The 15,321-nt window shown below is 72.9% G+C and carries 15 protein-coding genes; 5 read left to right on the top strand and 10 right to left on the bottom strand.

The features are described 5' to 3' along the window. Nucleotides 1-7: 7 nt before the first annotated feature. Both IAG43_RS00280 and IAG43_RS00275 read right to left on the bottom strand, forming a co-directional pair. Nucleotides 8-1,231, bottom strand: coding sequence for an NAD(P)/FAD-dependent oxidoreductase (locus IAG43_RS00280; protein WP_187738717.1), 1,224 nt, complete (start codon nt 1,229-1,231; stop codon nt 8-10). Nucleotides 1,232-1,558: 327 nt separating this feature from the next. Next, the gene (locus IAG43_RS00275; RefSeq protein ID WP_187738716.1) at nt 1,559-2,566 is read right to left on the bottom strand and encodes a helix-turn-helix domain-containing protein; all 1,008 of its coding nucleotides are present in this window, start codon (nt 2,564-2,566) and stop codon (nt 1,559-1,561) included. Between the two features lie 358 nt (nt 2,567-2,924). On the opposite strand from IAG43_RS00275, the gene IAG43_RS00270 reads away from it, so the two are divergent. After that, nucleotides 2,925-3,539 carry an LOG family protein gene (locus IAG43_RS00270; protein WP_187738715.1) on the top strand — a complete coding sequence of 205 codons (615 nt, stop codon included), beginning with the start codon at nt 2,925-2,927 and terminating at the stop codon, nt 3,537-3,539. Nucleotides 3,540-3,563: 24 nt separating this feature from the next. On the opposite strand, the gene IAG43_RS00265 is transcribed toward IAG43_RS00270, so the two are convergent. Together IAG43_RS00265 and IAG43_RS00260 are read right to left on the bottom strand one after the other, a co-directional pair. Next, nucleotides 3,564-3,905: a DUF5713 family protein gene (locus tag IAG43_RS00265; RefSeq protein ID WP_187738714.1), complete on the bottom strand. Its 342-nt coding sequence runs from the start codon at nt 3,903-3,905 to the stop codon at nt 3,564-3,566. A 169-nt stretch (nt 3,906-4,074) separates the two neighbouring features. Next, entirely contained in the window at nt 4,075-4,242 is a 168-nt protein-coding gene (locus tag IAG43_RS00260) for a hypothetical protein (RefSeq protein WP_187738713.1), read from the bottom strand. Nucleotides 4,243-4,323: 81 nt separating this feature from the next. Between IAG43_RS00260 and IAG43_RS00255 the strand changes: the two genes are divergently transcribed. After that, the gene (locus tag IAG43_RS00255) at nt 4,324-4,746 is read left to right on the top strand and encodes a GNAT family N-acetyltransferase (RefSeq protein ID WP_187738712.1); all 423 of its coding nucleotides are present in this window, start codon (nt 4,324-4,326) and stop codon (nt 4,744-4,746) included. Between the two features lie 63 nt (nt 4,747-4,809). Here IAG43_RS00255 and IAG43_RS00250 read toward each other — a convergent pair whose 3' ends face one another. Together IAG43_RS00250 and IAG43_RS00245 are read right to left on the bottom strand one after the other, a co-directional pair. Beyond that, the gene (locus tag IAG43_RS00250; RefSeq protein ID WP_187738711.1) at nt 4,810-4,956 is read right to left on the bottom strand and encodes a hypothetical protein; all 147 of its coding nucleotides are present in this window, start codon (nt 4,954-4,956) and stop codon (nt 4,810-4,812) included. 539 nt (nt 4,957-5,495) lie between these two features. After that, nucleotides 5,496-6,272: a hypothetical protein gene (locus IAG43_RS00245; RefSeq protein WP_187738710.1), complete on the bottom strand. Its 777-nt coding sequence runs from the start codon at nt 6,270-6,272 to the stop codon at nt 5,496-5,498. Between the two features lie 198 nt (nt 6,273-6,470). Here IAG43_RS00245 and IAG43_RS00240 point away from each other — a divergent pair, with 198 nt between their 5' ends. Both IAG43_RS00240 and IAG43_RS00235 read left to right on the top strand, forming a co-directional pair. After that, a complete protein-coding gene (locus IAG43_RS00240) occupies nt 6,471-7,349 on the top strand; it encodes an alpha/beta fold hydrolase (RefSeq protein WP_187738709.1) in 879 nt (292 codons plus the stop codon). Between the two features lie 173 nt (nt 7,350-7,522). Beyond that, nucleotides 7,523-8,596 carry a polyprenyl synthetase family protein gene (locus IAG43_RS00235; protein ID WP_187738708.1) on the top strand — a complete coding sequence of 358 codons (1,074 nt, stop codon included), beginning with the start codon at nt 7,523-7,525 and terminating at the stop codon, nt 8,594-8,596. 133 nt (nt 8,597-8,729) lie between these two features. Here IAG43_RS00235 and IAG43_RS00230 read toward each other — a convergent pair whose 3' ends face one another. From IAG43_RS00230 to IAG43_RS00220, 3 genes are all read right to left on the bottom strand, one after another. Then, nucleotides 8,730-9,059, bottom strand: coding sequence for a YkvA family protein (locus IAG43_RS00230; RefSeq protein ID WP_187738707.1), 330 nt, complete (start codon nt 9,057-9,059; stop codon nt 8,730-8,732). A gap of 336 nt (nt 9,060-9,395) precedes the next feature. Beyond that, a complete protein-coding gene (gene gap, locus IAG43_RS00225; RefSeq protein ID WP_187738706.1) occupies nt 9,396-10,394 on the bottom strand; it encodes a type I glyceraldehyde-3-phosphate dehydrogenase in 999 nt (332 codons plus the stop codon). A gap of 176 nt (nt 10,395-10,570) precedes the next feature. Beyond that, nucleotides 10,571-11,527 (bottom strand): GlxA family transcriptional regulator, encoded by a 957-nt coding sequence (locus IAG43_RS00220; RefSeq protein WP_187738705.1) that lies wholly within the window; start codon nt 11,525-11,527, stop codon nt 10,571-10,573. Nucleotides 11,528-11,724: 197 nt separating this feature from the next. Here IAG43_RS00220 and IAG43_RS00215 point away from each other — a divergent pair, with 197 nt between their 5' ends. Further along, entirely contained in the window at nt 11,725-13,233 is a 1,509-nt protein-coding gene (locus IAG43_RS00215; RefSeq protein WP_187738704.1) for a DUF4246 domain-containing protein, read from the top strand. 163 nt (nt 13,234-13,396) lie between these two features. Here IAG43_RS00215 and IAG43_RS00210 read toward each other — a convergent pair whose 3' ends face one another. Then, nucleotides 13,397-15,187 carry an ATP-binding cassette domain-containing protein gene (locus IAG43_RS00210; protein ID WP_246573999.1) on the bottom strand — a complete coding sequence of 597 codons (1,791 nt, stop codon included), beginning with the start codon at nt 15,185-15,187 and terminating at the stop codon, nt 13,397-13,399. Between the last annotated feature and the right edge of the window lie 134 nt (nt 15,188-15,321).

Here is a 15,321-nt window from a genome sequence, read left to right as displayed (position 1 = left end):
GGGAAGCCTAAGCGGGGACCCGAGTGCCGGTGGGGCCGGGCGCGACGGCCGTCCGCCTGCGCCGTCCGGGCCTGCCGAACGTCGGATGGGCGATGTTCCACCCGGCGCCGTTCAGGATTCCCGCCTTGAGCAGCGCGGCCGTCCGGCCGCCCAGGTACCAGGACTTCGACCGGACGTCCCCGTCCACCATCTGGAAGATCGCGTCGCGCCGCCCGAGGCTGATGTGGTTCCCGTAGTGCGCCAGCCCGACGAGCGGGACCGTGCCGCCGGTCAGGCGAGCGATGATCGCGGCGGTCGCCTGCATGGTGGTGAAGCCGGCGGAGGCGCAGGACATCGGCAGCGGGCGGCCGTTCGCCCCGACGGCCCAGGCGCTGTCACCGGCGGCGTACACGTCCGGGTGGGACACCGAGCGCATCGTGCGGTCGACGACGATCCGGCCGTCGCCGGTGACCTCCAGGCCGGCGGCCGCCGCGACGGGGTTCACGGCGAAACCGGCAGCCCACACCGTCACATCGGCCGCGACGGAGCCACCGCCGGCGGTGCTCGCCCCTCCCGGTCCGACCGCTTCGACGGGGGTGTGCTCGTGGACGGTGACGCCGAGCCGGTCGAACGCCCGGCGCAGGTGGCGGCGGGCCCGCGGGGAGAGCCCGTCGCCGAGTTCGCCGCGGGCGGCGAGAGCGACGGAGAGATCGGGCCGCGCCTCGGCGAACTCGGTGGCGGTCTCCACGCCCGTCAGCCCCTCGCCGACGACCAGCACGGTCCCGCCGGGGCCGAGACCGGCCAGCCGCTCGCGCAGCCGCAGGGCCGACGGGCGGCCCGCCACGTCGAAGGCGTGCTCGGCCACGCCGGGCACGCCGTGATCGGCGACCGCGCTGCCCAGTGTGTAGAGCAGCGTGTCGTACGCGAGCTCGCCGTCACCGCCGTCACTGCGGTCGTCACCGTCACCGCGGTCCTCGCCGGTCACGGCGACCGTCCTGCGCTCGGGGTCGACACCGGTGACCCGCGCCAGCCGCAGCCGCACGCCGGTGCCCGCGAACACCTCGGTGAGGGGGCGGAACGTGATGTCCCGGCCGGCGGCGAGCTGATGGAGACGCATCCTCTCGACGAAGTCGGGAGCGGCGTTGACGACGGTGATCTCGGTGTCGGCCGGCGACAGTCGGCGGGCCAGGTTCCCTGCGGCGTAGGCCCCGGCGTATCCGGCGCCCAGGACGACGATGCGGTGCTTCTTCATGGCACGGCTCCCTGTCTCGTGGATGTGCCCCTTGAACGGGACAGCGCCCCGAGACCTGACAGCAGCCCGGTGTGACGTGAGTCACGGGAGGCGGGCCCCGTTGGCACCCGTCGCCCGGGACGGCGGCCGCCGGCGCGGAAACCGCCCCGGTCCGCGCCGTCCAGGTTCCTGCAAGGGCCGTGCACGCCGGCTCGCGCACCGTCGTGCCGACGCCCCGGCCACGACGCCCCCACCGCCGCGGAGCCGGGAGGCCCGGCACCACCAGCCGCCCGGCACCGGGCGGCTGGTGGTGCCGGGCGGCCGGTGCCCGCGGCCGTCACGGCCCCGCTACGCGAGCCCCGGACCCGCTCCCCGCACGGCGGCACGCAGCATCGCCGCTCCGACCGGCGTCAGTGTGTGCAGCACGGCCGGACCCTGTCGGACGGTCGTGATGAGGCCCGCGTCGCGCAGCGCGGTGGCGTGCCTGCTCGCCGAGGAGGCCGAGACACCGGCCGCGCGGGCGATCTCACCGGTCGTGGCCCCGGCGGAGGTGGCGTACAGTGCGATCGCCCGTGCGCGGCCGAGCAGTGCGGTCAGCGGCTTCCCCGCGCCGTCCCCGCCTTCCGCGGGCGGCTCGTGGAGCATCGAGTACCAGAGCACGGGCGGCAGTTGAGGATCGGCGAAGGCGACCGGTTCCGCCCAGTTGAAGTACGAGGGGACGAGTGTGAGCCCCCGCCCCCGCAGATACAGGTCCCGGTCCGGGGCCTGGGTGGGATAGGAGACCTCCAGCACCGGGGGCCGCCACCGCATCATCGGCCCGAGGGTCGTGAGCATGCCCTCCACCCCGCCGTCGAGGATGCCCCGGCAGCGGGCTGCGCGCTCGGCCTCCAGTTTCGCGTGGACCTCGTCCTCGTAGGGGACGACGACGGCCTCGTGGTACGCGCGCAGCAGGTCCACCAGCTCCCGGCGCATCGCCGGCTCCGCAAGCCGCCCGACCCACGCCGGTGCGCCCACCGTCCGGTCGAGGCGGGCCACCTCCTGAAGGATCCTCTGCGGGGGAGTGGCGAGGATCGACTCCACTCCCGCCTCGAAACCGTGCAGCGCGTTCGACGGCGTCAGAAAGTCGGGAAAATACTCCGCCCGCGGATACAACCGCAGAAGAACCTCCCGCACGCGCCGTTCGAGTCCTTTCTCGCGTAACTGCTGTCGCGCCATGCGCGACCATCCCGCGAACGCCCACCCGCCCTTCCGCGACTGAAGGCGGTGCAGACTCGCGGCGATCTCCCAGAGCGGATCGGGCCTGGTCGCCACCCTGGTCCGGCCCAGGTCGGCGTCCGCGAAATGAATGCGGAGCATCGCGATCTCCCCCCGTTTTTGCCCAGCCTTTGCACTCGGTCGCCACAGCATGACCCAGCGCCCGAGCCGTCGGCAAAGCTTCCTTCCGGCGCGTCGGACGCCGAGACGGCAACGCGGTCGTCAAAGGTCCACCGGGACCACGGGGACGGGAAATGGTGTGCGAATCAAGGCTGTTCGGCGCGGGGGCGTACGCCGGGGCCGGCGGGTTGTCGCCCGTGTGCCCCGGTACACGCCGTCCCGGGAACGACCGGGGGAGGAGGAGCCGGGGCGGGCCCGACCGTGGTACACCGGACCGTTCGCACCCGTCGCCGCCGCAGCCGTCCCCGCCGTCATCCGGCCGTCGCCCCCGGAGCCTTTCATGCGCCGCCTCGCCGTCTTCCTCGCCTCGTCCGACGGATTCGATCCGGCCCACACCGAACTCGCGGCCCAGGTGGGCGCCGAGCTCGCACGGCGCGGCATCGGCCTCGTCTACGGAGGCGGCCGCACGGGGCTCATGGGAGTCCTCGCGGATGCCGCGCTGGAGGCGGGCGGCGAGGTCGTCGGCGTCATGCCGCGCAGCATGATCGAACGCGAGTGGGCGCACGAGCAGGTGACCGAACTCGTCATCTGCGACACGATGCACGAGCGCAAGGCGATCATGGCCGACCGCGCGGACGCCTTCGCCGCCCTGCCGGGCGGGCTCGGCACACTGGAGGAGATCTTCGAGGTCTGGTCGTGGCGCCAACTGGGCTTCCACCGCAAGCCCGTCGGCCTCCTCGACGCGGGAGGCTTCTGGACGCCGCTGATCGGCGCGCTGCGCTCCATCTCCGCCACGGGGCTCCTGGCCGCGTCGACCCTCGACGACCTCGCCGTCGCCCCGGACCTTCCCGGCCTGCTGGACGCCCTGGAGGACCGGCTGCGTGCCGGCCACCGCCCCGCGCACGGCGGCCGCGGCCCCGAAGACACCGCCGGCCTCGACCGTCCCCGTCCGTGACCGCGGCCACGCCCGGCCGCCGGCTCACCAGTCCCGGGTGGCGATCAGCTCCTCGACGTCCGCGTCCGCGAAACCGTACGCCGACGCGATGCGGAAGAAGTCATCGGCGATCCACTCACGCGCCACCGTCTCGATACCGCTCCCGGCCGCGCCGAACTCCTCGTCGAGAGCGTTGAACTCCTCCGTCGCCTCCTGGGTGAGCACGTACAGGGCCTGCGTGTCCGCCGGCCGCTCGGCCTCGATCCGCTCGCACAGCCGCACCAGGACCGCCCGGCCGCGGTCGACCAGGTGATCGGGGAAGTACGGGTCCGCGTACATGTGCCGCAGAAACGCGATCCCCGCCGCCTGCTGGTTCGTGATCGGCATGCCACCACCTCGTCCTCGGAAGATCCGACGCGCCGATCATGCACGGTGCCACCGACAACGGCTCCGAGGGCCCCGACGCCGACGGCCACGGCCGCCCGCGGACGGGACGCCGACCCCGGGCGTGCGCCCCCGGACACCGTCCCCCGGCAGGCCGTCCCCGCACGCAGGATCAGCGGATCAGCGAACGGTCGGCGGGCGCGAGCCGCAGGACACGGGGCGCCCGCGCCCCGCGCCGCCGGGCTTCCGGAAGGACCTCGGCACGGACGACCTCGTGCGCCTCCGCCGCGGCCAGGTGGCGCCGGCGGGCCGCCTCGTGCGGGTGCGAGGTGACGATCACGACGGCGCCCGGACGCCGGGGCGTCCACCGGCGGCCGCTCGCCCGTCAGGCAGCCGGAGCCGCTTCGGTACCATCCGTCCCGTGAACGACGCGTACACCTGTCTCGACCGCCTCCCCACGCCCGGCGAGCACCGCCGGCTCGCCGAGTCGGTGGGATGGGAGCACGCCTTCGCCTGGGAGACCATGGGCGCATCCCTGGAAGGTTCGCTCGCGGGGGCCGTCGCGCTCGACGGCGGGCGGGCGGTCGGCATGGGCCGTCTCGTCGGCGACGGCGTCAAGTACTTCTACGTCCAGGACCTCGCCGTGGACCCCGCCCATCAGGGCCGGGGAATCGGAACGGCTCTGCTGAACCGCCTCCTCGGCCATGTCGCCCGCACCGCCCCGGCGACGGCGTTCGTCGGGCTCTTTGCCACGGACGGCGCGGTCTCCCTCTACCAGCGCGACGGCTTCGCCCGCGGTGACATGACCGGCATGTTCCGGCTGGTCGAGCCGGCCCGGGACTGAATCCGAGGAACCCGCCGGCCCGGGCGACACGACCTCGCAAGGCGTGACCGGCCGGCTGCGGTGTCACGCCCGGCGACGGCGCATCTCGGTCTGGCCCTGCGCGGCGAGGCGGCGGCCGGCATCCCGCAGACGTGCGTCGCTCAGTGCCTTGCCGTCGGCCTCCTGCTTCTTGCCGCGGATCACTTTGAACGCTCCTGCGACCCTGCTCATGATGTTCCCTTCCCGGTGTTTCGTACGGCTCACTGCGCCGGACACAACCGGCACGCCCGGTCGATTCCCTGGCCCAAAATCTGCAAAACATAGGAAAACCGAGAAATCTTCCCGGGGTGCCTCGGCCCCGTCGGCGCGTGTGCGACTCGGTCCCCGGCGAGCCCGCCCGATGGCCTTCCTGCCTGTTCCCGGCTGATCCAGCGCCCTTGCGCCACAGGCCTGCGGTCGTGCGCCGGCCGCAACCCGCGTTGTGCCGCGCGACGATATGTCACGGCGACGCGGCCGCGGCACACCGTTCACGCCTCCGATCGAGCCGGGCTTCTGGCTCTTTGCCGACCCCTCTCCATCGCCGCCCGTAGAGCGGGGCGTGTACGCCTGGAGGGCGAGAAGGACATGCGACCGTGTGCGATGGCGACCTCCGTGATCATCTCTGGTTTGCGAGGCCGTCAGCCCAACGCGATCGATTCCCGGCGGGCAGGATCACGACTGCCCGTCGGAGTCCCCCACACGCACGCCGCCCGGCGGGTGCCCGCCAGGCGTCAGGACCCGGGCAGGTCGACGCAGTATTCCTCGGCGGAGTCCCCGCGCATCGAGCGCGCCAGCTCGGAGACGTGCTTCGCCTGGGCGGCAGTCAGGCGCCGCGCCTCCCACAGCAGAGCCGCAGCGTCCACCGCCTCCGGGGCCGGAGGCGGTGGCACCTCCCGCAGACGCACGCCCGTCATCCCGGCCAGCTCCCGGGCGTCGACGCCCAGCACTGCTGCGGCATCCGTCACCAAGCGCGGCGTCAACGCGCCACGACCCGCACCGATCGCACCGAAGGTGGACGCCGACAGGTAGGTGGGCGTCACGACCGCCAGGAGCTGCGCCATGCCCGTCCAGCACAGATTGCGGTACTGGAGCATGCGGACGACCCGACCGCCCGGACCGGCATGGGACGCCGGCCGTTTCACGGCGAATACGGAAGTCCGTTCCTCCTGCGGCAGTGAACGGACGAACTGCAGCAGTTCACGCCGCTCGGCGGAAGGCAGATGCACGGCATCCATCACGAGGTACGGTGCCCACCGCCCGGCCGCGGAGTCCACCGGTGCCAGATCCTCCGGCACCGCCGGCCCCGCGAGGACGAACAGGTCGAGCGCGTGGAAGCCCAGGGCAGGCGCCATCCGCCGCAGCAGCGCCTCGCCGGGTGGCTCTCCCGCGAGCAACGCCCGCACCTCGTCCGGCGCCGATCCGGTGCGATCGGCCAACTCCCGCACACCGAGACCTCTGTGGTCCAGCAGCCACGCCACCAGCTCGCCGAAACCGCGGTGCTCCGTCATGCCCGCAGTATCACTCGTCCGCCGGGGGAAATGGCAGGCAGCCGAAGGGACCACGCCCGTAGATTCACCCCGTCCTCGTGCCCCTCGCCGGATCGGATCCGACCAGTGGGAACCGGGGATGCCCCCAGGGACCGATGACTTCTCGACCCGCCACCGGTCTGGAGGGGTGAACGGCACACTTACCGAGGAGACATCACCATGACCGAGCCCAGGACGTTCACGCTGGAAGCGGACGGCGCCACACTCCGCTACGACATCCGGGCGGGCGACGGCACGAACCGGGAAGGGACTCCCGCACTGCTGATGATCGGGTCGCCGATGGACGCCACCGGCTTCGTCACCCTGGCCTCGTACTTCACGGACCGCACCGTCGTCACCTACGACCCCCGGGGCGTGGGCCGCAGCGAGCGCACCGACGGTGCCGACCGGGCGACCCCCGAGGAGCACGCGGACGACGTCCGGCGCGTGATCGAGGCACTGGGCACCGGTCCGGTGGACGTCTTCGCCAGCAGCGGCGGAGCGGTCAACGCGCTCGCCCTGGTCGCCCGCCACGGCCACCTCGTACGCACCCTCGTCGCCCACGAGCCCCCGGCGGCACCCGTCCTCCCGGACCACGAGGCCGTGCTGGCCGCCTGCACGGACATCCACGCCACCTATCTGCGCCAGGGCCTCGGCCCCGCCATGGCGAAGTTCATCGCGGTGGCGGGGCGGAAGGGAGTGTTCCCCGCCGACGCGGCCGACGAGCCCGCCCCCGACCCCGCCGCCTTCGGCCTGCCCACCGAGGACGACGGCTCGCGCGACGACCCGCTGCTCGGCCAGAACATGCTCAGCTGCACCGGCTTCCGCCCCGACACCGGCGCGCTGCGGGCCGCCCCGACCCGCGTCGTCATCGCGGCCGGCAAGGAGTCCGCGGACGAGTTCCCGGCCCGCGCCGCCGCCGAGATCGCCGCCGCCCTCGGCAGCGACCTCGCGGTCTTCCCGAGCCATCACGCGGGCTTCCTCGGCGGCGAGTTCGGCCAGGAGGGCGCCCCGGCCGAGTTCGCGCAGACGCTGCGGGAGATCCTTGCCGACAGCTGACCGTGCGACGGCGTGTGCCCCTGCCCGACCCCGGGCAGGGGCAGCACGCCGCGACGGGACGCGGCCTCCGCGGCCGGCGCACGCGCCCCTCCCGGCATGTCCGGGCACCCGGAGGCGGCGCCGTTCGTCACAGACGGTGGACCACCCCGGACCCGAGCAGGAAGTACGCGCCCATGACCACCCCCCACGTCCTCGAGCGGGCCGCCCGCTGCACGCAGCGGTTCAACACCCTGTTCGCGGAGTACTTCGACACGCTCGGCGCGGACCTCGAAGTGCCCTCCTACAGCCGCTTCACCCCCGACTGCCTGCGGCTGCTGCGAGAGCTTTCCCTGCGGGGCGGGAAGCGTATGCGCGTCGTGCTCCTGCACGAGGCGGCACGCCTGGTGACCGACGAGCCGGCCGACGGGCTGGACGCCGCCGCGCTCAGCATCGAACTGCTGCAGACACACGGCCTGATCCACGACGACCTGATCGACGACAGCCCCACCCGCCGCGGCGGCCCGTCCACCTGGTACGCCTACCGCGCGCGGTTCCCCGACCACCCGCAGACGGCTCTGGGCATGACCGTGCTCGCCGGCGACCTCGCACTCGCCCTGTCGCTCAAGGTGCTGCTCGACGCCGAGATGCCCACCTCGCTGCGCCAGGCCATGGTCGAGGTGCAGACCCGGACCGCGGCCGACACGTTCACGGGACAGATCGTCGATCTGGAACGCGACTTCGGCACCGCACCCGGCGAGGACGTGCTGCACGGCGTGGCGGACCTCAAGTCCGCCCGCTACTCGATCCTCGCCCCGATGCAGCTCGGCCTCCTCGCCGCGGGCGGAGAACCCGGGCACGTGAACGGGGAACTGCGCGCCTACGCCAGGCTGACCGGGATCTGCGGACAGATGCGGGACGACCACCTCGACCTGTTCGGGGACGCGGCCTCCATGGGGAAGCCCGTCGGCTCCGACCTCCGCCAGGGCAAACACAGCTACGCCGTCCGGCACCTGCTCGCCGCCGTGGACGGCGCCGAACGCCGCATCGTCGAGTCGGCCCTCGGCGACCCGGCCTGCACCGACGAGGCCGTCGCCGCCGTACGCGAAATCGGGGAACGCCACTGCGTGCCGGAGCGGATCCGGGCCGACATGCGCCGCCACGCCCGGGAGGCTTCAGCGATCGCCGCAGGATGGCGGCCCCGGTGGCGGTCGGAGGCGGTCGCCTTCTTCGAGCAGCTGCCCCTGTGGACCGCCGAGCGGAACGGCTGACTCCTTACACCGTCGACGGCCCCGGCACTGTCACGACCCCGGCGCGTCGACGCCCCGCGGTGCGTTGACGACCGCATGGCGTCCACGGCTGTGCACCGCTCACCCCTGCACGCCGCTCACGCCTGCACATTGCTCACGGCTTCACCCGGCCCACGGCTCCGCCCCGGTCGCGCGAGGCGTCCGCCGCCGGTGCCCGGGACGCGGCCGCGTGCAGCGACCGCAGTGCGAGGAGCAGCACTCCGATGTCGTCGAGGTACACGGGGTCGGGGATCAGGTCGACCGGGGAGACGGTGTAGATCACGGCCGTCCAGAACAGGGCCTTGGAATGCAGGGGCACCCCGGCGTCGGTCAGCATCTTCCGTGCCCGGAACACCCGGACGAGGAGGACGGCCGCGCACACGGCGGCCGCCACCACGAGTACCGCGATCGCGATCAGCCAGGGCCCGCCGCCGCTGAGATCCATGCCGCCCTCCTCCTGCTCCTGCTCCGGCCGTCCCGCACCGCCCCGGTCCGGGGCGTAACCGTCTTCTACCCCGCCGCGCCCGATGACGCGCCCCACGGAGAGGACCAGCCGGGGCAGGGGGAGCGGATGCGCGCCCCCGAGCGCCTCCGGTGAGCCGGTGCCACCGGCGCACCGCTTCGGCCGGCAGCACGGCCGGCCCGCCGACGCGCCTGACACGCAGACCCGTTGCGGGAACGGCGGTCCCGCCGGACGGGTCGGAGGGGGACCCGCTCCGCGCGGGCCGGCCGCTCCGACGGGGGCACCCTGCATCGGTGCCCCCGGCCGGAGCGCGGATCGTCAGCCGGCGGCCAGGAGCTCCAGCGTGTCGATCACGCGGTTCGAGAAGCCCCACTCGTTGTCGTACCAGGCGACCACCTTGACGTGGCGGCCGTCGACGCGGGTCAGCGCCGAGTCGAAGATCGACGACGCGGGGTTGCCGGTGATGTCGGACGACACCAGCGGGTCCTCCGAGTACTCGAGGACTCCGGCCAGCGGCCCCTGCGCCGCGGCGCGGTACGCCTCCAGCACCTCGTCACGCGTGACGTCGCGGGCTACGGTCGTGTTGAGTTCGACGATGGAGCCGACCGGGACCGGCACGCGGATCGAGTCGCCCGACAGCTTGCCGTCGAGGCCGGGGAGCACCAGGCCGATCGCCTTCGCGGCTCCGGTCGTCGTCGGCACGATGTTGACCCCGGCGGCCCGGGCACGGCGGGCGTCGCGGTGCGGGCCGTCCTGCAGGTTCTGCTCCTGCGTGTAGGCGTGCACCGTCGTCATGAAGCCGTGCTCGACGCCGGCGAGGTCGTCGAGGACCTTGGCCAGCGGCGCCAGCGCGTTGGTGGTGCAGGACGCGTTCGACACGATGGTGTGCAGGGCCGGGTCGTAGGCATCGGTGTTGACACCGAAGGCGAGCGTGACGTCGGCGCCGTCGGACGGCGCGCTGACGAGCACCTTCTTCGCCCCCGCGTCGAGGTGCGCCTTGGCGGCTCCGGCCGAGGTGAAGCGGCCGGTGGCCTCCAGGACGATGTCGACACCGAGCTCGCCCCACGGCAGCTGCGCGGGTTCGCGCTCGGCGAGGACCGCGATCCGCCGGCCGTCGACGACGAGGGTGCTCCCGTCGACGGTCACCGGGCGCCCGAGCCGGCCCGACGTGCTGTCGTAGGCGAGCAGCCGGGCGAGCGTGGCGGGCTCGGTCAGGTCGTTGACGGCGACGATCTCGAGAGTGCTGTCGCGCTCCAGCAGCGCGCGGAGCACGTTGCGTCCGATGCGGCCGAATCCGTTGATGGCGATGCGAGTCATGAATGGTGTCCCTTCCGTTCCCCACCAGACTCGCTCGCGCCGGGCACGGCGGACAGTGGCGTGATCGCCACGGTTCACAAGGATCCCGCCAGCCACGGGCCGGCCCTCCCCGGGCCGGCCGCGCGCCGTCGGGCGTCCGCCCGCCGGCCCGCCACGCGCAGCCCGTCTCCGTCAGCTCACTCGCCCCGGGTGAAGGTGCGCCGGTACTCGCTGGGCGTGGTGCCGAGAATGCGCTGGAAGTGCAGGCGCAGATTGGATCCGGTGCCGAGCCCGACGTCGGCCGCGATCTGCTCGACACCGCGCTGCGAGCGTTCCAGCAGTTCGCGCGCCAGGTCGATCCGGGCCCGCATCACCCACTGCATCGGGGTGTACCCGGTCTCCTCCACGAAGCGCCGGGAGAACGTGCGCGCCGAGACCCCCGCCTGCCGCGCCAGCACGTCCAGGGTCAGCGGTTCACCGAGACGGTGCAGCGCCCACTCGCGGGTGGCGGCGAACTGCTCGCCCAGCGGTTCGGGCACGCTGCGCGGCACGTACTGCGCCTGTCCGCCGCTTCGGTAGGGGGCCGCCACCAGCCGGCGGGCCGCGTGGTTGGAGGCGGCGACCCCGAGGTCGCCGCGCAGGATGTGCAGGCACAGGTCGATGCCTGAGGCGGCTCCGGCCGAGGTGAGCACACTGCCCTCGTCGACGAAGAGGACGTTCTCGTCGACCCGGACGAGCGGATGCCTGGCCATGAGGGCCCGGGTGTAGTGCCAGTGCGTCGTGGCCCGCCTGCCGTCGAGCAGGCCGGTGGCGGCCAGGGCGAAGGCTCCCGTCGAGATGGCTGCGAGCCGCGCCCCGCGCCGGTGGGCGGCGACGAGCGCGTCCACCACGGCCCGCGGCGGGTCCTCGCGGTCCGGGAACCGGTAGCCCGGGACGAAGACGATGTCGGCCCACGCGACGGCGTCCAGTCCGTGCGCGACGTCGTAGGCGAGACCGTCGCCACCGGTCACGAGACCGGGCGCGGCCCCGCACACCCGTACCTCGTACGGCATGCTCTCGCGGGTCGTGAACACCTGGGCGGGAATCCCGACGTCCAGCGGCTTCGCCCCCTCGAGGACCAGGACGGCGACACGGTGCAGACGGGGAGGAGACACGGGAAGAGGTTACGACGGGCGCGATCCGGACCACCGCCGCCCGGCCGTATCGCCTGCCCTGCCCGGCGCCCGGTGCACCCGGCGGACGGAAGCCGGAGCGGGTGGCGGGGAGCGCCGGGAACGAGGCCGAGGCAGCGGTGTCAGTCGGCTCCCGTATCCTTCCGGCCACCGCGAACCGACTGTGAGGACCAAGAGAATTGACCGCCCTGTCCGCCTTCCCGCTGCCCTTCCGAGCCTCTCGCGCCCTGCCGTTCGCGGCACCCCGCACCCTGCGCGAACTCCAGATGATGCGGTGCAGCGCACTCATACGGTCGAAGCCGCGGTGGTTCGACAAGATGCACGACGACGGCATCACCGCCCGGTGGACCGAGGAGGCGCTCGCCCAGGGGCTCACCGAGGCACAGGTCCGTTACGTCATCGCCGAACTCGCCCACTACGCCGCGCTGCGGGACGCACGCACCGGTGTCGAGGTGTCCGCGGTGGACGGGGTGTGGCAGTCGGACGCACTGGTCGACGACGGCCTCCGCTCCCGTCTGGCCGAAGCGGTACGCGTCCTGGAGGAGGTTCCCGCCGAGGAGCAGGACTGGCATCCGGGCTCCGGCGGACTGGTGCTCGACCTGGTCCATCCCTCGCTCTTCTGCCTGGTGAAGGACGTGAGCGGCGGCCCCGGCCGGGCGTGGGAGAACGTGGCCGACCGGTACGCGAAGTACGAGTTCTCGGAGAAGTTCCAGTGGCTGCCCACCGACATCGAGGTCGGTGACGACGGCGGCGTCGCCCTCCGCTCGTACGTCAACAACCTCCACCCCGACACCCATCGCGAACTGGCCTCCGTCCTCCCGGACCTGCTCGCACTCTTCCGCCCGCTGTGGGAGAACGTGCTGACCGACCTGCGCCATCCGCGGCCCCTGCGCATCACCGCCGACCCCTACGGGTGGTACGACTCGGAGCCGGAGCACCCGGACGAGGACGCCTACAGCGACGACGACGCCTACGACGAGGCCGTTCTCGCCTGGGAGGAGGCGATGGACGACTGGTGGGAGACCCGCAGTCCGGTCGTCCCGGACGCGCCCGACTTCGTCCCGCCCGTGCCGGCGGACGCCTCCGCCCGGGTCGACCTGCGCGGCCGCCGCCTCCAGGTCATCGTGAAGCTCGCCACCATCCACCTCACCCCGGAGAAGCCCGAGTACCCCGGCGGCTCCTGGCACGTGGAGGGGATGCTGAACGAGCGGATCGTCTCGACCGGCATCTACTACTGGGACAGCGAGAACATCACCGAGAGCCGGCTCGCCTTCCGGACGGCACTCGACGACCCGAACTACGAGCAGAACGACGACAACGGCCTCCGCGAGGTCTACGGCCTGGAGAACGAGGACGCCCTCAACCAGACGCTGGGATCGGCGCCGACCCCGGCCGGCCGCTGTCTGGCGTTCCCCAACACCCTCCAGCACCGCGTGAGCCCGTTCCGCCTCGCGGATCCCGGCCGCCCCGGGCACCGGAAGATACTCGCCTTCTTCCTGGTCGACCCGTCCCGAAGGATCGTCTCGACCTCCGACGTGCCCCCGCAGCAGCCGTGGTCCGCCACGTCGACCATGACCCTGGCGCAGGCCGAGGAGTTTCGCGAGCAGCTCATGCAGGAACGCAAGTTCTTCATCGACGAACACAACGAGGAGGTCTACGAGCGGGAGTTCTCCCTCTGCGAACACTGAACCCGCTGCCGCCTGCCCGCCGCCGGTGACGTACCGGACCGGGCAGGGACCGGTCCGGTACCGGGAGCGGCACCTGCCGCCCCCGGAACCGGCACCCGGACGGGGGCGGGGGCCGGGCGGGGCCGCGACGGTGCGCGGCCCCGCACGGGTGGTGGCGGACCCGTCAGCGGTCCTGGGCGAGCGCGTACAGCTCGCCGAGCAGACTCCCTTCGGTCGCGACGAGGTCGTCGAAGGTGCCCTGCTCGCGGACGCGGCCCTGGTCGAGGACGATGACCCGGTCCGCCATCCGCACGTTGTCCAGGCGGTGGGTGACGACGACGGTGATCCGGTCCCGTGCCATGGCGCGCAGTTCACGGAAGATCAGGTGTTCGCCACGGGCGTCCATCTCGCTGGTCGGCTCGTCGAGGACGAGCACGGCGGGCTCGCGGTACATGGCCCTGGCGCAGGCCAGACGCTGCCACTGACCGCCGGAGAGTTCGTGTCCGCCCCAGACCGAACGCGCCAGCAGAGTGTCGAGCCCGTCGGGAAGCCGCTCCAGGGCCTCGGTCATGCCCACGCGTCCCGCCGCGTCCCAGACGCCTTCGTCGCCGTGCTCACGGGGCTGGCCGAGCGTGATGTTCTCCCGCACGCGCAGTGGCCAGTGCCCGTTCTTCTGGGGGACCAGCCCGACATGCCGCCACGCCGACTCCGCATCGGCGGTGGCGAGGTCGGTGTCGTCCCAGCGGACGCTTCCGGCGGTCGGCACGGTCAGCCCCGTGATCATCCGGATCAGGGTGGACTTGCCGGCGCCGTTCTCGCCGACCAGGGCGACGATCTCGCCGCGTTCGAGAGTAAGTGTGACGGGATGGAGGGCGGGTTCGTCCCGGCCGGGGTAGGTGAATCCGGCCCCGCACAGGCGGATGCGCCGAGGCGCCGGGGCCCGGGTCGTGCCACGGGCCGTGGCACTGGAGCGGACCTCGCCGATGAAGGTGTGGTAGTCACTGAGGTAGAGGCCGTGGTGGAACATCACCGCGCCGTAGCGGACGATCGAGTTGAGGGCCCGTCCCGCGGTCTGCGAGGCCACGATGGCGGTGCCGGCGATCGCGGTGGACATGGCTCCCGAGACGGCGAGCGCCGCCAGCGACACCCACATGCCGAGCGTGAACAGGCCGGAGAGGGAAGCCGCGAGGAGCGTCACCAGCAGATAGGGGCGGGCGCCCTCGAGTTCGCGTCCTTCGACGCGGTCGCACATGGCCCGGTACCAGGACTGCAGGTACGGGCGCATGGTGTTGGCGCGCAATTCGTCGGCGAGTTCCGAGGTGGTGAGCCACCAGCGCATCATGCCGCGCACGTTGCGGGCGGAGATCGTCCGGTCGTGGACCCGGTAGTCGATGCGTGCGGCGATCACCCCGCCGAGGCCCCTGGGGAGGACCGACAGCACCAGGACTCCCAGCAGCAGGGGGTGGAGGGAGGTGAGGACGGTGGCGGCCGAGACCAACTGGACGAAGCCGCCTGTCAGGGTCTTCGCGTCGTCCGCGAGGTCCACCGCCCGCATGGCGCCGATCTCCGCCGCCTGGCTCCGGTCGGTGAACCCCTCGGTGTCGTACGCGGACAGTTCGGCCTTCATGTGGAGGTCGACCAGCGTGAGATCGGCGGCGGAGGCGATCTTCGGATTGAGGCGGCGGGTGGCCCAGTCCGCGAGGATCCACATGCCGGATCCCGTCGCCATCGCGGCCACCGCGACGGTGAGCGCGGGCCACGCCTGGGTGAGCCCCGTGCGGGCGTCGGATGCCGTGAGGTGGGGGAGTGCACGGGAGACCGCGGTCAGCATCACGGCGGTCCCGAGTCCCGAGAGCACTTGGCACACGAGGATGGTGGCCGTCATCCGACGGTCCACCGACCAGGCCAGCCGGGCCGTCTGGGCGAGTGCCGTCGGGATCCTGCGCGCCATGTCCCACAGGGTGGCGTCGTCCATCGCCCTGCGGTGCCTGCGCCCGTTGTAGTCGAGCTCCGGGGGAGCGGAGGGCCGTGGATCATCCGCCGGGCGGGCCGCGGGAACGTTCGCCGGGGCACCCGGTTCACGCCGACCGGTCTCCGGCACCTGTCGGC

Source organism: Streptomyces genisteinicus, from assembly GCF_014489615.1.
GTDB classification, from domain to species: domain Bacteria; phylum Actinomycetota; class Actinomycetes; order Streptomycetales; family Streptomycetaceae; genus Streptomyces; species Streptomyces genisteinicus.
The sequence above is the reverse complement of the archived record's forward strand: the minus strand, read 5'-3'. Positions and strand labels throughout refer to the sequence as shown.

Bases quoted from the DNA above. Each gene is read 5' to 3' on its own strand.
- IAG43_RS00270 (WP_187738715.1), top strand. From the start codon at position 2,925: ATGCGCCGCCTCGCCGTCTTCCTCGCCTCGTCCGACGGATTCGATCCG.
- IAG43_RS00240 (WP_187738709.1), top strand. From the start codon at position 6,471: ATGACCGAGCCCAGGACGTTCACGCTGGAAGCGGACGGCGCCACACTC.
- IAG43_RS00275 (WP_187738716.1), bottom strand. From the start codon at position 2,566: ATGCTCCGCATTCATTTCGCGGACGCCGACCTGGGCCGGACCAGGGTG.
- IAG43_RS00265 (WP_187738714.1), bottom strand. From the start codon at position 3,905: ATGCCGATCACGAACCAGCAGGCGGCGGGGATCGCGTTTCTGCGGCAC.
- IAG43_RS00280 (WP_187738717.1), bottom strand. From the start codon at position 1,231: ATGAAGAAGCACCGCATCGTCGTCCTGGGCGCCGGATACGCCGGGGCC.
- IAG43_RS00245 (WP_187738710.1), bottom strand. From the start codon at position 6,272: ATGACGGAGCACCGCGGTTTCGGCGAGCTGGTGGCGTGGCTGCTGGAC.
- IAG43_RS00230 (WP_187738707.1), bottom strand. From the start codon at position 9,059: ATGGATCTCAGCGGCGGCGGGCCCTGGCTGATCGCGATCGCGGTACTC.
- IAG43_RS00250 (WP_187738711.1), bottom strand. From the start codon at position 4,956: ATGAGCAGGGTCGCAGGAGCGTTCAAAGTGATCCGCGGCAAGAAGCAG.
- IAG43_RS00235 (WP_187738708.1), top strand. From the start codon at position 7,523: ATGACCACCCCCCACGTCCTCGAGCGGGCCGCCCGCTGCACGCAGCGG.
- IAG43_RS00210 (WP_246573999.1), bottom strand. From the start codon at position 15,187: ATGGACGACGCCACCCTGTGGGACATGGCGCGCAGGATCCCGACGGCA.
- gap (WP_187738706.1), bottom strand. From the start codon at position 10,394: ATGACTCGCATCGCCATCAACGGATTCGGCCGCATCGGACGCAACGTG.